Origin of the sequence: Streptomyces sp. NBC_00354 (genome assembly GCF_036106915.1) — a bacterium.
In the GTDB taxonomy this organism is placed as follows: domain Bacteria; phylum Actinomycetota; class Actinomycetes; order Streptomycetales; family Streptomycetaceae; genus Streptomyces.
The window spans coordinates 1,719,690-1,733,481 of record NZ_CP107983.1; the positions used below are offsets into that span (position 1 = coordinate 1,719,690).

A 13,792-nucleotide genomic window follows, 5' to 3' on the forward strand; every position below is an offset into this window, starting at 1 on the left:
CACATGATGGAGGGCTCCAGTGTCCCCTGCCGGGCGGCGCGGCGGGGGCCCGGTCGCTCAGTCCTCCAGCGACGGGACGGCGCGCAGCCGGGGTCCCAGGTGGAGCGGGGCGGCGGCGCCGGGGACCGGACCCGTCGCCGCGCCCTGCGGCGTCGACAGGACCATGGTGATCCGGGTGAGGCCCATCCCGTCGAGCATGCGGCTGGATTCGGCCACCAGCCGGCAGCGTACGTGCCCCCAGCGCGGGTCCCAGTGGCGGACGGTCCGCACGGCCCCGTCGCGCTCGGCGGCGTCGGCCCCGTGGGTGCTCAGCCAGTGCGGCACCCCGTAGCGGTAGGCCGCCTCCATGAACGGGTCGCGGGCCACCTCCTGGCGGATGCTGCTCAGGCCCTCGTCCTCCGGGGCGGCGGCGAGCGCGTTCGCGAACTGGGCCAGCAGCGGGACGCACCAGGCCGGTTCGTGGTCCTCCAGCACGGCTGCGGCGTCCGGGTGGAACAGCACGAAGCGCAGGAAGTTGTCGTCGGGCAGGGCGGTCGGGTGGGGGCGCACCGACTGGAAGAGCTTGTCGAACGCCGAGTTGGTGAGCGCCACGTCCCAGCGGTGGTCCACCAGGAAGCTCGGGTAGGGCACGGCCTCCATGAGTGCCGCATAGTCGCACAGGTAGTCGCGCTGGGCGGGGTCCTGGGGCAGCCGGCTCTCCTCGGCCGCCCGCCAGGTCGGCGGGGGGTCCCGGTCGACCATGACGCGGAAGAGCCAGAAGCACTGCCGCTCGCTCATCTCCAAGGCCTCGGCCAGGGCGAGCAGTTTGCGGTCCGTCCACTCCTTGACCAGGCCGCGCTCCCAGTTCCCGTAGGCGCGGACGCTGATACGGAGCCGGGCGGCGAGGTCTTCCTGGCTCAGGCCGAGCTCCTCGCGCCGCTGGCGCAAAATCTCCTTGCGTCGCTCCGACCGCACTGCGCCGCGTGCGGACTCCTCGCCCGCCAGGCGCTCCTCACCGGCTCGGGCGAGGCCATCGGACGGGCCCACCGCTGCGAGATGTGGCACCGAGAGCTCCCCCTCTTCACGGTCTGGATCTTCAATTACCTGTGGCGATCCTGCTACCGACTTCATTCGAGTGTCAACTATCGTGGCAATTCCAGCCTCTTGACAGCTCATTCCCGCCACAGCTGTGGCAAGTTCTGGCCCTGTGGCGGCTCCTCGGCTAGATTCCAAAAGCCGACCTTGTGCCCGTACCGACCCCGCCGCGATCTAGGAGAACCACTGGTGACAGACGGCTTCCCGGCTCCCGTCGCGGTGGCCAACGCGCCCCTGGCAGCCACCGTCACGCGCGTCGCCGAACTCGCGGGCAAGATGGGCCGCGACCTGAACAAGGTCTTCGACCTGCGCCGCCTCTCAGAGGCCTCCGGCGTCCCCGCCGACGTGGTCAGGTCCCTGCTGGACGGCCGGCCCGCCGTCGAGCCCTGTCTGCAGACGCGCTTCCTCCAGCGTCTCGACCTGCTCCGGCGCACCCGGCTGAAGCCCAACGGGCGCCGCTACACGCAGCAGGAGATCGCGGACGGCGCCGGCATGTCGCGCCAGCAGGCCGGCGCCCTGATCAACGGCGACCGCAGGCCCACCATGGAGCACTGCGACGCGATCCAGCGGTTCTTCGGCGTCCACGCCGGTTTCCTCACCGCGCACGACGCGGAAGCCCTCACCGACGCGCTCCAGCGGACCGAGCAGCAGCTGCTCCAGGACTTCGCGGGCCGCACGCGCGAAACCGTACCCGCCCCGGCGGCTTCGACCGGCGATCCGCTGGCAAGACTCCTCCAGAACCACGGTGTCCGGGGCATCGCCTGGCGCGCCGCCCAACTGCCCAGCGACAAGCACCGGGACAAGGTGACCGAATGGCTGGACATGCTTCTCGAAAGCGTCAAACCGAATGAATGATGACCCAGTCGAGAGTCTGGGTCTGATCCTTGAGTCCTGATCCGGATCCGCGCCGACGGGGAGAACGGTGAGCATAGGCAGAGAGCAGCGCCGGTTGTGCAGCGAACTGGTGGCCGGGCTCCGGCTGACCGCGCCCGTGGAACCCGTGGACCTCTACGCCGCCCTCTGCGAGGGCATGAGCAAGCACCGCGGCCGCCGGGTGGACTTCCGGATGGCCTCGTTCCCGCCGGGGACGGCCAGCGGCCTGTGGCTCGACATGGCGGACCGCGATCTGGTGGTCATCGAGGAGCGCACCGCACCGGACCACCAGCTGGTCATCCTGGGCCACGAGCTGTGGCACATGAAGGCCGGCCACTGCAGCCACCACGTCGACGGAGCCGCCGTCGCCGCCCGGCTGCTGAGCGACGAGGCCGATCTCGGGGAGACCGTCCGACGCGTCGCCGCGCGCACGCGCGCCGACGTCTCGGAGGAGACCGAGGCGGAGACGTTCGGTTTACTGCTGGGCAGCCGCTGCCGGACCTGGCTCGCCGGTTCCGCGAGCCACCGGGCGCCCGCACAGCGTGACCAGTTGGCGGGCCGCATCGAGGCCTCGCTCGGATACCGGGGGCACAGGAACGACCGTTGAACGGCCAGGACTACTACATACCGGCAGCCGCCCTGGCGGTCTCACTCGCCTTCAAGCTGCCGGCGCTACGGAACAACTGGCGCGACCCGCTGCTGCGGTCGGTCTGTGCCCTGCTGATCCTGGCCGGATCGGTGTTCACCTTCGCCGCTCCGCCCACCATCGAGGCGGTCAACCGCTGGACCGGCGTCACCAACTTCTCCGCACCGCTCGTCTACTGCCTGATCACCCTGTTCAGCGCCGCCTGCCTGGTACTGATCGTGAACTGGCGCGGCGGCCCGCCCGAAGTGACCCGGCGCATCTCGCGCCGCTGGATCCTCGGATACACCGCGGTCGTCGTGGTGCTGGTGGTGCTCTTCCTGCTCGGTGAGGCCCCGGTCGAGCGGCTGCGCGACTTCGACACCTACTACGCCAACACCCCGTACATCCAGCAGATGATCGCCCTCTACCTGACGGCGCACCTGGTGGCGGCCGTCGTGATGGTGGCCATGTGCTGGCGCTGGTCCCTCCAGGTGCACGGCTGGCTGCGGATCGGCCTGATGATCATCGTCTCGGGCTACATCTTCAACCTCAGCTACGACGCCACCAAGATCTCCGCCGTCGTCGCCCGCTGGGCGGGCCACGACCTCGACGGCCTGAGCACCTTCATCGCCCCGCCGCTCGCCTCCGTCGGCGCGCTGATCAGTGCGATCGGCTTCGTACTGCCCCTGCTGTGCCAGCGGCTGTCCGACAGCTGGCAGACCTGGACGACGTACCGGCGGCTCGGCGCGCTGTGGCACGAGGTCCAGATCGGCGCGCCCGTCGGCACGCCCTGCGTGCAGATGTCCTGGTGGGCCCCGGCCGAACTGCGGGTGATCCAGCGCGAGTCGGACATCCACGACGGATTCCTGCACCTCGGCCCGTACTTCGACCTGGGCCGCCGCGACGAGGCGTACGCGCGGGCCCTCGCGGACGGGGCGGAGGACGAGACGGCACGCGCCGTCGCCGACGCGGCGATGGTCGCGGCCGCCGTCCAGGCCCGCTCGGCGGACCCGGAAGGCGCGGTCATCGGAGCCAGCGAGGAGAGCGTCCTCGACACCCTCGGCAGCGCGCGCGACCTCGTACGGATCTCCCACGCGCTGCGGCATTCGCCGGTGGTGGCCGCCGTACGACGGCGGGTCACGCTGACGGGGAGCGGGCCGGCCTGAGCCGGCCCGCTCGCGCCCCGCTCCGGCGGCCTCAGGGCGTCAGCGCTCGGCCGCGGCCAGCGCCACCTTCGGGAACAGGTCCTGGAACGGGCCCGCGGAATCGATTCCCTCCCGGCCGTAGGGTGCGTCGAAGCTCCACACCATGAACAGCAGGAACACGATCAGCGCGCTGAACAGCCCGGCCAGCAGCAGCTCCCGCCCGGACCGGCGGATCTGCAGGGTGAAGATCAGCCCCACCGTGACCAGCCCGCCGACCAGCAGCCCGAACCACACCACGCTCGGCAGGGTCGACTCGTCGGCCTGCATGCGCGAGTGGCGCGCGTCGTCGGCGGCCGCGATGTGGTCCAGCAGCGGCTGGTAGGCCTGCGCCTGCAGCTCGCTCGTCGGGTTCTGGTGGGTGACGTCGCTGCGCAGCTTGCCGAGCAGCTCGGCGCCCTGCGGGGACGCGCCCTGGCCCGCGGTCAGCAGCGGCCAGTCCACGGCGACGGTGTGGGAGACGTACGCGTCCACCTCGCCACGGATCCGGTCGCGGACGGGGGCCGGGTAGACGTCGGCGCGCTGGGTGACCTCGTACAGCGACTGGGCCTCGCGGCGCACACTGTCCTCGGCGGCGCCGCGCGCCTCCCAGACGCCGGCGATGGCCAGGCCGAGCACGATCGCGTAGACCACGCCCACCATCATCGTCATGTACTCGATGACGTCGGGGGTTTCGCTGGTGTCCTCGTCCTCCGCGACCCGGCGGTGCCGGAGCGCGGTGCAGGCGAGGACGAGGGCGCAGACGAGCGCCATGGCGACGGCCAGGACCAGCCATTCGGACACGAGGGTTCTCCCGTAGGTGGATCGGTGGGTGGGTGCAGGGCGCGGCGGGGTCAGCCGCGGCTCTTGGAACGCGGCCGCAGCGCGGCGGCGGCGAGCACGGCCGGGGTGGTGACGACGACCATGAGCATGACGGTGGACATACCGCCCGGGCCGCGCCGCTCCAGGGCGATCGAGTGGTACGGACGCACGTGGAAGGCGCTCACGGGCGCGGCCGCGGCTGCGGGCCGGGGCGGGGCCGGCGCTTCGCCCGGCGCCGGCTCCGCCACCGCCCCGGGACTCGGCGCGGGCGGCGCAGGCTCCGGCTCCGCGGCCCTCGCCTTCGCCGTCGGCCGGGGCGGCTGCGGCGGCTCGGGTACGGCGACCGCCGGCGCGGGGCCCCGCCCGGGGTGATGGACGGTCGGCCGCTCGGCGCCGGGCAGGACGGCCCGTACCGGAGGCCGGACCGCGGGGGGTGTGGCGGCAGGGGGCGTGGCGGCGGGCGGCCGCGGCTGCCCGGTCGGCACGCAGACGTCGAGCCGGGCCCCGTGGCCGTGGCCCTGACCCTGGCCGGGAACGGGTCCCGTGCCGTCGTCCGCGACCGCCACATGGCCCTGCAGCGGGCAGAGCGCCGCCACCAGGCCTGCTCCGGCGAAGTACTGCCAAGCGGTCACCGCGCGTCCTCCCGTTCCGTCGGCCGCCCCCGGCGGTAGCGGGGGGACGGTTGTGAGGGTTCCGGCTGAAGAAACGATCACGGGAGCGCTTCGATACGCTGCAGACGCGTCAAGATCCCCGACGGATGGGCTACTTCAGGCCATCGGCGGCAGGAGGGCGCGCGCCGAACGACAGCGCCTAAGCCCCGGCGGGCGCACGACGCCGTATGAGGACGCTCCTCCGCCTTGCGATGCACCGCATCCGACGCCGCGCGCTGATCCGCCGGGGATTACGGGACAGCCCTTAGCCGAGGGACAGCGCCGGGCCGGTGACCATGAGCCCGAGGTCGTGGCCGGCGTAGGCGAAGAACGCGAACATGACCAGGGCCGCGCCGCCCAGCGACACGTCCTTGAAGAACTGGACCTGCTCCATCATCTTGGCCTGCGGGTCCTTCTCCGCCCAGAAGCCGTGCATCAGGACGGCCACCGAGAAGGAGAACGCGGCCAGCAGCAACGCCCCGATGTCGGCCCACAGCCCGACGCCCACGCTCACGGCGCCGACGAGCATGGCCAGCCCGCTGGCGACGGTGGCGGGGACGGCGAGGGGCAGCCCGCGGGATGCCGCGTATCCGGCCATCGCCTTCGTCTGGGTCAGGTGGTTCACCCCGGAAGCGGCGAAGAGGCCGATGAAAAGCAGACGGCCGATGAGCACCAGCACATCCATGATGACCTCCGTAGAGCATCAGGTTGCCCTTTTTGCGGCCCGTGCTCTCATAAAGACCATTAACCGGCCCGGCCTATTCCGCCACTGCACCCCGCTCGCCCCCCGGCCCCATGATCGGAGCAGCCCCGCCGGACAGGTACCCCTTCGGGGTCCGGTACGGGCTCGCCTAGGCTGGCCGGATGTCCCGCGTGTCCGAACCCGCCGCCGCCGAGGAGGCCGCCGAGCCGGCCGTCGCCGTCTGGGCGGCGCTGAAGCGGCCGGGCCGTTTCCTCGCCTCCCGGTGGCCGTGGCGCTGCTGGGCGTACCTCGGCAGCGGGATCCTCCTCGGGTACGGGGTCCTGCTCGCGCTGGCGCTGCTCGTCGGGCTGGGGGTGCTGCTGGCCGTGGCAGGGATCGGGCTGCTCCTGCTGCTCGGTGCGGTGGCCGGCGCAGTACCGCTCGGGCAGTTCGAGCGGTGGCGGCTGCGGTGGGTGGAGCCCGTCCCCGTTCCGGATCCGCACATCTCGCTCGCCGGAGCCGGCACCGCCGCCTGGCTGCGGACCCGGCTGCGCGAGCGGGCCACGTGGCGGGAGCTCGGGTACGCGGCCCTGGTCGGGCCAGTGTTCGCCGCGGCCGGATTCGGGGTCGTCACGCTGCTCGCCTTCTCGCTGATCCTCGTGGCGAGCCCGGTCATCGTGTGGGCCCTTGCCCCCGAGACCGTGATGCTGATCCCCGGCAGGCCGGTCTCCGGACCGCTGGAAGCCCTGGCCGGTACCGCCGTCGGACTGGCCGGGCTCGTGGTGGCCGCGTACGCGGGAGGGCTCCTCGCAGGGGCTCAGGTGAAGACCGCGCGGCTGCTGCTCGGGGCGCGCGAGGAGGACGCCCGGGTGCTGGAGCTGACCCGCTCCCGGGTCCGCCTCGTGGACGCCTTCGAGGCCGAACGGCGGCGGATCGAGCGGGATCTGCACGACGGCGCCCAGCAGCAACTGGTCGCCCTCAGCATGACCCTCGGGCTCGCCGAGCTGGAGCTGCGCAGGGTGCCGCAGGCCGCCGACGCGGCCGCCCTGGTGGCCCGGGGCCGCGGTGAAGCACGGCTGGCGCTGGAGCAACTGCGGGACCTCGTACGGGGGATCCACCCGCAGGTGCTCACCGACCACGGGCTCGCGGCGGCCGTCGCGGAGGTCGCGCTGCGCCATCCGGTGCCGGTGACCGTCGACCTGGACGTGCCCCGGCTGCCCGAACCGGTGGAGATCACGGCGTACTTCACCGTCACCGAGGCCCTGGCCAACGCGGCCAAGCACAGCGGCGCCTCGCACATCGGGATCGCCGGTAAGGTCGACGGGGGTCGGCTGACTCTCTCCGTCACCGACGACGGCCGCGGCGGGGCCGATCCCGGCGCGGGAGCGGGCCTGGCGGGTCTCGCGGACAGGGTGGCGATGTTGCAGGGCAGGCTGGTGGTGTCCAGTCCGGTGGGCGGTCCGACCGAACTCCGCGTGGAGGTGCCGTGCTCCGGCTGATCCTCGCGGAGGACTCCGTCCTGTTGCGCGCCGGGCTGACGGAACTCCTCACCCGTAGCGGCCACCACGTCGTCGCCGCCGTCGGCGACGCCGAGGAACTGATACGGGCGGTGGGGGCCGAACGGCCCGACGCCGTCGTCACCGACGTCCGGATGCCGCCCGGCTTCCGCGACGAGGGCCTGCGCGCCGCCCTCGAACTGCGCTCCCGGGACGGCTCGTTGCCGGTGCTCGTGCTCTCGCAGTACGTCGCCACGGCGTACGCGACCCAGCTGCTCACCGCCGGCCCGGCGGCGGGCGGTCCGGCCGGGCTGGGCTACCTGCTCAAGGACCGCGTCGGCGAGGTGGCGGAGTTCCTCGACGCCCTCGAACGGGTCGCCGGGGGCCAGACGGTCATCGACCCCGAGGTGGTCCGGGTCCTGCTGGGCCGGCAGGCGGCGGACCGGCCGCTCGCCCGGCTCACCCCGCGCGAACGCGAGGTGCTGGCCCTGATGGCCGAGGGCCTCAACAACCAAGCCCTGGCAGCCCGGCTGTTCGTCACCGAGGCGGCCGTCGTCAAGCACGCGAGCAGCATCTTCATGAAGCTGGACCTCGATCCGACCGAGGGCAACCGGCGTGTCCTGGCGGTGCTGGCCCACCTGCGGGGCGCGGAGGGCTGACCTCTTTCCCCCACCCCTCCGGGATCCGGCCGGGAAACGGCCCCCGCGGGAAAACTACGCGTCCGAGGAATGCATCTCGGCCCCGCCCCTGACGTCACCCCGGCCCGCGGAGCCGGCCACGATGCGGGAGAACCCGGGGCCGGCCACCGAGCGCGCCCAGACCACCAGCAGCACCGGTAGCGCCAGGTAGCCGAAGCGCCCCGCCGGGGCCAGCAGGAAGGCCAGCGTGAGGCCGATCGCGAGGCGGTCGGCCGCCGCCACCAGCGTGCGCGGCGGCCGCACCGCCAGCGAGAGCGCGACTGCCAGTCCGCCCACCGCGAGCAGAGCCACCGTCAGCCACCAGCCCCAGGTGCCCAGTTCGGCCAGCAGGTGTCCCGGCAGCGGGCTGCTCGCCGGGGTGGGCACCTCTGCCCGCCCGGTCGGGAAGGCGAACACCTGCCGCACCGTCTCCGCCGGCTGGAGCAGCACGCTCGGCAGCACCAGCGCGGCCGTGCCGAGAGCCGCCGTCACAGCGCAGCGCACCGCCGCCCGGCCACCCCGGCAGGCGGCGAGCAGGGCCACCGCCACGGCCACCGCGGGCAGCGCCGTCCACTTCAGCGCGCACGCCCCGGCGAGGGCCGCCCCTGCCAGGACCGGCCGCCCCGCCGCAGCCGCTGCCAGCGCCAGGCAGCACAGCCCGGCCAGCGGCAGGTCCACCCCGCTCACCGCCAACGGCAGCGCCACCACCGGCGAGGCCACCAGCACGGGCACCAGGGGCGACCGCGCCCCGCCGAGCAGGCGGCGCCCCGCCCACATCCCGCCGAACAGGACCGCCGCGCACCAGATCCGGGCGTCGCCCAGCCGTCCCAGCACCGTGTGCGGGATGCCGAGGGCCGCCATGCCCGGCAGGTACGGCGTGTACTCGTCCACTCCGGCGGGCTGGTCCACGTACATCCGCCCGGTCTCCAGCAGCAGCCGACCGGAGCGTTCCACGACCATCACCTCGGACTGCCCCTGGCCGGTCAGCACCAGCCACAGCAGCGGGACGGCGACGGCTCCCACGAGGGCGGCCGCGACGGCGGCCCTCGGCCGCCGGACGGTGAGCGATGCGGCGCACAGGTAGCCGGCCGCCGCGCAGCAGCCCCACAGCCGGTGCGGCCCCAGTGAGGAGAAGAGCGGAAAGGACAGCGCCCAGGCAGCCGCCACGAGCCAGCCGGTCGTCTGAAGGACGGGACGGACACTACGGGAAGGGGTCATGGGCCCATTCCAGCCGCGCACCCCGGCCGGGTCTGCCCACCCAGGTGGACACTTCGGGGTCGGGTTTCCCCTACCTCGCCGCGCCCGCGTAACGGGCAGGGGGTACAGCAAAGGGGCGCGACCCCGGAAGGTCGCGCCCCTTGGCTCGGACGGGGGAGGTCAGCCGGCCTCGGTGCCGCCGAAGCGCTCGCGGTAGGACTCCAGGTCCTCCTCGGTGATCCGCGCGAAGAGGACCGGCGGCACGGTGAACGGCGTGCCCGCCGGGACCGCGTCCAGCGACCTGGCCTGCTCCGGGGTGATCCACGTCGCCGTGTCGTCGGCGAGCGCGAACGCGGAGCGCATGACGCGCGCCGAGGCCGGGATGAACGGCTCCGAGACCACCGAGTAGAGGTGGATCAGGTTCATCGCGGTGCGCAGCGTGAGTGCCGCACCGTCCAGGTCGGTCTTGACCTCCAGCCAGGGGGCCTTCTCGTCGAGGTACGCGTTGCCGGCGGACCACAGGGCGCGCAGCGCGGCCGCGGCCTTGCGGTACTGGAGGGACTCCATGTGGCCCTCGTACTCGGCCAGCAGCTCGGCGATCTGCTCGCCCAGCTTGGCCTCGACCTCGCCGGCCGGGCTGCCCGCCGGGACCTCGTCGCCGAACTTCTTGCGGGAGAAGGTCAGCACGCGGTTGACGAAGTTGCCGAGGGTGCCGCCGAGGTCCTTGTTGACCGTGGCGGTGAAGTGCTCCCACGTGAAGGACGAGTCGTCGGACTCGGGCGCGTTGGCGATGAGGAAGTAGCGCCAGAAGTCGGCCGGGAGGGTCTCCAGCGCCTGGTCGGTGAAGACGCCGCGCTTCTGCGAGGTGGAGAACTTGCCGCCGTAGTACGTCAGCCAGTTGAAGGCCTTGACGTAGTCGACCTTCTTCCAGGGCTCGCGGGTGCCGATCTCGGTGGCGGGGAACATCACCGTGTGGAACGGGACGTTGTCCTTGGCCATGAACTGCGTGTAGCGCACGTCCGAGGCCTCGTACCACCAGGACTTGTAGTCGCGGGTGGCCGGATCGGCGTCCGCCCACTCCTTGGTGGAGGCGATGTACTCGATCGGGGCGTCGAACCAGACGTAGAAGACCTTGCCGTCGGCGGCCAGTTCGGGCCACGTGTCGGCCGGGACGGGGACGCCCCAGTCGAGGTCGCGGGTGATCGCGCGGTCGTGCAGGCCCTCGGTCAGCCACTTGCGGGCGATGGAGGACGCCAGCTGCGGCCACTCCTCCTCGTGCTCCGCGACCCAGGCCTCGACCTCGTGCTGGAGCTTGGACTGGAGGAGGAAGAGGTGCTTGGTCTCACGGACCTCGAGCTCGGTGGAGCCGGAGATGGCCGAGCGGGGCTCGATCAGGTCCGTGGGGTCCAGGACGCGGGTGCAGTTCTCGCACTGGTCGCCGCGGGCCTTGTCGTAGCCGCAGTGCGGGCAGGTGCCCTCGACGTAGCGGTCCGGCAGGAAGCGGCCGTCGACCGGCGAGTAGACCTGCCGGATCGCACGCTCCTCGATGAAGCCGTTCTGCTGCAGCCGGCGCGCGAAGTGCTGGGTGATCTCGGCGTTCTGCTGCGAGGAGCTGCGGCCGAAGTAGTCGAAGGACAGCTCGAAGCCGTCGTAGACCGCCTTCTGGGCGTCGTGCGCCTGCGCGCAGAACTCGGCGACCGAGACGCCGGCCTCCTTGGCGGCGAGTTCGGCGGGGGTGCCGTGCTCGTCGGTGGCGCAGATGTAGAGGACGTCGTGGCCGCGCTGGCGGAGGTACCGGGAGTACACATCCGCCGGAAGCATCGACCCGACCATGTTGCCCAGGTGCTTGATCCCGTTGATGTAGGGAAGCGCGCTGGTGATCAGGTGTCGAGCCATCCTCGGATGCTCCATTTCGTCTATGCGGTGACAACGTGCCGTGACGGATTGTGATGCGGTTCATCGTATCGAACCGCCGAAAGGCCACGCGCCGCATTTCTTCGGGGTGGACATAACGCAAAAGCGAGGGACGTGACCTCTCCGTCACGGCCCTCGCAGTGGGCCCATGCTACAGCCGGACCGGATCACCGCGGACCGGCGTCCGGGGTTCGGCGGGCGGGCCTGCCGCGGGGGTCGTCCTGGCTGGTCACACGGCGTACGCCGGTGCATGGCGGCCCGGCTTGGCCCCGGCATATGCGTATGCGCGGACTGGGCCCGCGGGCGGTCGAAGTCGGTCACGCGCCGATCATCACCGAACGTAATCTCTCGACGTCTCTCTTCTGCGCCCCCCGGGTGCGCCCGCACTGCCAGGCTGTCCGCGCACAGGGGATGAGGTGAGGTGGAACGGTGAGCGATGGCGGACCAGAGGAGTCCGGTGGGGCCGTGGGACTGCCCAGCCGACGGCGGCGGCCGACGCCGATGAGTCAGTGGAACCCGACGGCACGCCTGTCGTACTGGGCGTTCCACGCCAACCGGCGGCCCTCGTACATGCGTTTCGCGTACCTGCAGCTGGGCTCCGACAAGGCTGCCGAGGACGCGGTGGACGCCACCTTCGACTCGATCATGAACGAGTGGTTACGAATGCTCCACATGGACCGGCTCGACGCCTACGCCTGGACCATCCTCAAGCAACGGCTGGTCGACCGGCAGCAGCGGCGCAGCACCTGGCCCGAACCGATGGACATCAGCGCCTTCGAGGCCGCCCTCAAGGATGCCCACGCCGACCGGTACGAGGTGCTGACCGACACCATCCGCTTCTACTCCGCCGTGTCCCGGCTCGCCGAGCGCCAGCGCGACGCCGTGCTGCTGCGCTACGGGCTCCAGTGCACCCCCGGCGAAGCCGCCTCCGTGATGGGCGTCGACGAGGCCACCGTCCGCTCGCAGCTCGGCCAGGCCCACCGGCGGCTCGCCCGCCTGCTCGACACCTCCGCCGAATCATGAGGCGGCGCGAGGGCAAGGAGGAGCGCGGCGGCGACGCCACCCGCCGCTCCCTGACCGAGTTCCTGACCCGGGCCGGGGTCCGCGACCGGTACCCGCACTACGACCTGGGCGCGGCCGAGGCGCGGCTGCTGCGCGCCGCCCGGGGGCAGGCCGCCGCGGCGCCCTCCCGGCGCCGGGCGTACGGGTGGAGCGACCCCGCGCGGGACTGCCCGCTCGACTCCGAACGGGCCCGGCGCGACCTGAAGGCCGTCTGCCTGGCCGCCGTGTGCACCCCGAAGGCCGAGGCGCAGCTGACGGCCTTCGTCGAGAGCGGGCACACCGATCTGGCCGGGGCGGTCGTCTTCGGCTGCCTGCTGCACCTGGCCGGGCTGCGCGAAGGCGCCCGCTTCTGGTGGCAGTTCGCCGCCGGCTCCGGGCGGGCGCGGACCGCACCGGCCGCGTACTGCCTGTTCCTCGACCACTCGCGGCGAGGGGAGCACCACGACGCGCGGATCTGGGCGCGCGAGCTGGGCCGGCGCGGCTTCCGGCCGAACGGCCGGCGGGATCTGCGCGAGGTGCGGCTGTGCGCGCAGGCGACGGTTCTGCGTTACGTCGACCAGCTCGACGATCCCGATCTGGGCCAGGTGCCGCTGCCGAGGCCGGGACTGCCCTCGGCGCTCGACGCGTTCCGGCCGGCGCCCCCGGTGGTGGCGCAGTCCCCGGAGCGGACCCGGCTGGGCGCGGGGCCGCTGCGGCATCCCGCGCTGGCGTCGGCGGCGCGCGACGGCCGCGCTCGGGGCGGGACGAGCGAGGCCCTGGCCCAGGCGCGGCGCGCGCTGGCCGTCGTACGGGTCCTCGAGAAGCATCCGCTGGGGGTACGGGCCGGCCAGCTGGGGCGGGAGGCCGGTCTGGCGGAGGCGGAGCTGTGGCCGCTGCTGGCGATGCTGTGCGAGGAGGAGTACGCGTACCGGCCGGGCGCGGGCGTGTACGCGCGCGGGCCCGCCCTCGACCGGCTCGCCGCCCCGGGCGGCAGCGGGCTGGCGGGCCAGCTCCAGCGCACCCTGGCACTGGCCCGGGACAGCGCGGGCGCCGCGGTGTACCTGAGCCGGTATGCCGAGGGGGAGGTCAGGATCACCCAGATGGCCGACGGGCCGGGGGCGCCGCCGGTGCAGGAGTGGGTGGACTTCAAGGCCGCGGCGCATGCCAGCGCCGTCGGCAAGTGCCTGCTGACCCAGCTCGACCACGACCTCCGCCGCGACCATGTCGCCCGGTACCGGCCGGCCCGGTTCACCCCTCGGACGATCACCGACAGCCGAGTGCTGTTCAGCGCCCTCGACGCGCTGGCTCCGGGCGCGCCGGTCTTCGACCTGCGCGAGTACTCACCGGGTGTGGTGTGCTCGGCGGTGCCGATCGCGACCGGCGACGCCGCCGGGAGCCTCGCGCTGTCGCTGCCCGCGAACCGCGCCCACCGGCTGCCCGAGGCCACCGAGGCCCTGCGCCGCAAGGCCGTCCCGGTGCTCCTGGCGCTGCTCCTGTCGGGCGCGATCCCCCCGGACGCGCCGGCCGCCCCGGCTGTCGCAGAGGCCCCGGACGCCGGGG

12 protein-coding genes and 1 pseudogene are annotated in these 13,792 nt (G+C 72.9%); 7 read left to right on the forward strand and 6 right to left on the reverse strand.

The window, feature by feature from the left end:
- Positions 1–57: 57 nt before the first annotated feature.
- Complete coding sequence (locus OHT74_RS07905; RefSeq protein ID WP_266661979.1) at positions 58–1,044, reverse strand: helix-turn-helix domain-containing protein; 987 nt, start codon at positions 1,042–1,044, stop codon at positions 58–60.
- Positions 1,045–1,263: 219 nt separating this feature from the next.
- On the opposite strand from OHT74_RS07905, the gene OHT74_RS07910 reads away from it, so the two are divergent.
- The 3 genes from OHT74_RS07910 to OHT74_RS07920 all read left to right on the forward strand — a co-directional run bounded on the left by OHT74_RS07910 (position 1,264) and on the right by OHT74_RS07920 (position 3,738).
- Positions 1,264–1,929 (forward strand): helix-turn-helix domain-containing protein, encoded by a 666-nt coding sequence (locus OHT74_RS07910; RefSeq protein ID WP_266634886.1) that lies wholly within the window; start codon positions 1,264–1,266, stop codon positions 1,927–1,929.
- A 67-nt stretch (positions 1,930–1,996) separates the two neighbouring features.
- Positions 1,997–2,554, forward strand: a complete 558-nt coding sequence (locus OHT74_RS07915; protein WP_266661981.1) for a toxin-antitoxin system, toxin component — start codon at positions 1,997–1,999, stop codon at positions 2,552–2,554.
- Complete coding sequence (locus OHT74_RS07920; protein WP_266661982.1) at positions 2,551–3,738, forward strand: MAB_1171c family putative transporter; 1,188 nt, start codon at positions 2,551–2,553, stop codon at positions 3,736–3,738. Before OHT74_RS07915 ends, OHT74_RS07920 begins: the two co-directional genes overlap by 4 nt.
- A gap of 39 nt (positions 3,739–3,777) precedes the next feature.
- On the opposite strand, the gene OHT74_RS07925 is transcribed toward OHT74_RS07920, so the two are convergent.
- The 3 genes from OHT74_RS07925 to OHT74_RS07935 form a co-directional block, all read right to left on the reverse strand.
- Positions 3,778–4,557: a bestrophin-like domain gene (locus tag OHT74_RS07925; protein ID WP_328619833.1), complete on the reverse strand. Its 780-nt coding sequence runs from the start codon at positions 4,555–4,557 to the stop codon at positions 3,778–3,780.
- A 50-nt stretch (positions 4,558–4,607) separates the two neighbouring features.
- The gene (locus OHT74_RS07930; protein WP_328619834.1) at positions 4,608–5,207 is read right to left on the reverse strand and encodes a hypothetical protein; all 600 of its coding nucleotides are present in this window, start codon (positions 5,205–5,207) and stop codon (positions 4,608–4,610) included.
- Between the two features lie 283 nt (positions 5,208–5,490).
- Positions 5,491–5,910, reverse strand: coding sequence for a DoxX family protein (locus OHT74_RS07935; protein ID WP_266661986.1), 420 nt, complete (start codon positions 5,908–5,910; stop codon positions 5,491–5,493).
- Positions 5,911–6,089: 179 nt separating this feature from the next.
- Between OHT74_RS07935 and OHT74_RS07940 the strand changes: the two genes are divergently transcribed.
- Positions 6,090–7,406, forward strand: a complete 1,317-nt coding sequence (locus tag OHT74_RS07940; RefSeq protein ID WP_328619835.1) for a sensor histidine kinase — start codon at positions 6,090–6,092, stop codon at positions 7,404–7,406.
- Positions 7,394–8,062: a response regulator transcription factor gene (locus OHT74_RS07945; RefSeq protein ID WP_328619836.1), complete on the forward strand. Its 669-nt coding sequence runs from the start codon at positions 7,394–7,396 to the stop codon at positions 8,060–8,062. Before OHT74_RS07940 ends, OHT74_RS07945 begins: the two co-directional genes overlap by 13 nt.
- Before the next feature lie 54 nt (positions 8,063–8,116).
- Here the strand turns inward: OHT74_RS07945 and OHT74_RS07950 are convergent, their stop codons facing one another.
- Entirely contained in the window at positions 8,117–9,298 is a 1,182-nt protein-coding gene (locus tag OHT74_RS07950) for a glycosyltransferase 87 family protein (protein WP_328619837.1), read from the reverse strand.
- A 159-nt stretch (positions 9,299–9,457) separates the two neighbouring features.
- On the reverse strand, positions 9,458–11,173 hold the full coding sequence (gene metG, locus OHT74_RS07955; protein WP_266661990.1) for a methionine--tRNA ligase: 1,716 nt from the start codon (positions 11,171–11,173) through the stop codon (positions 9,458–9,460).
- A gap of 519 nt (positions 11,174–11,692) precedes the next feature.
- On the opposite strand from metG, the gene OHT74_RS07960 reads away from it, so the two are divergent.
- Together OHT74_RS07960 and OHT74_RS42105 are read left to right on the forward strand one after the other, a co-directional pair.
- Entirely contained in the window at positions 11,693–12,214 is a 522-nt protein-coding gene (locus tag OHT74_RS07960) for an RNA polymerase sigma factor (RefSeq protein ID WP_328619838.1), read from the forward strand.
- A gap of 794 nt (positions 12,215–13,008) precedes the next feature.
- Positions 13,009–13,728: pseudogene (locus OHT74_RS42105) on the forward strand (IclR family transcriptional regulator domain-containing protein); the annotation flags it as partial.
- Positions 13,729–13,792: the final 64 nt, after the last annotated feature.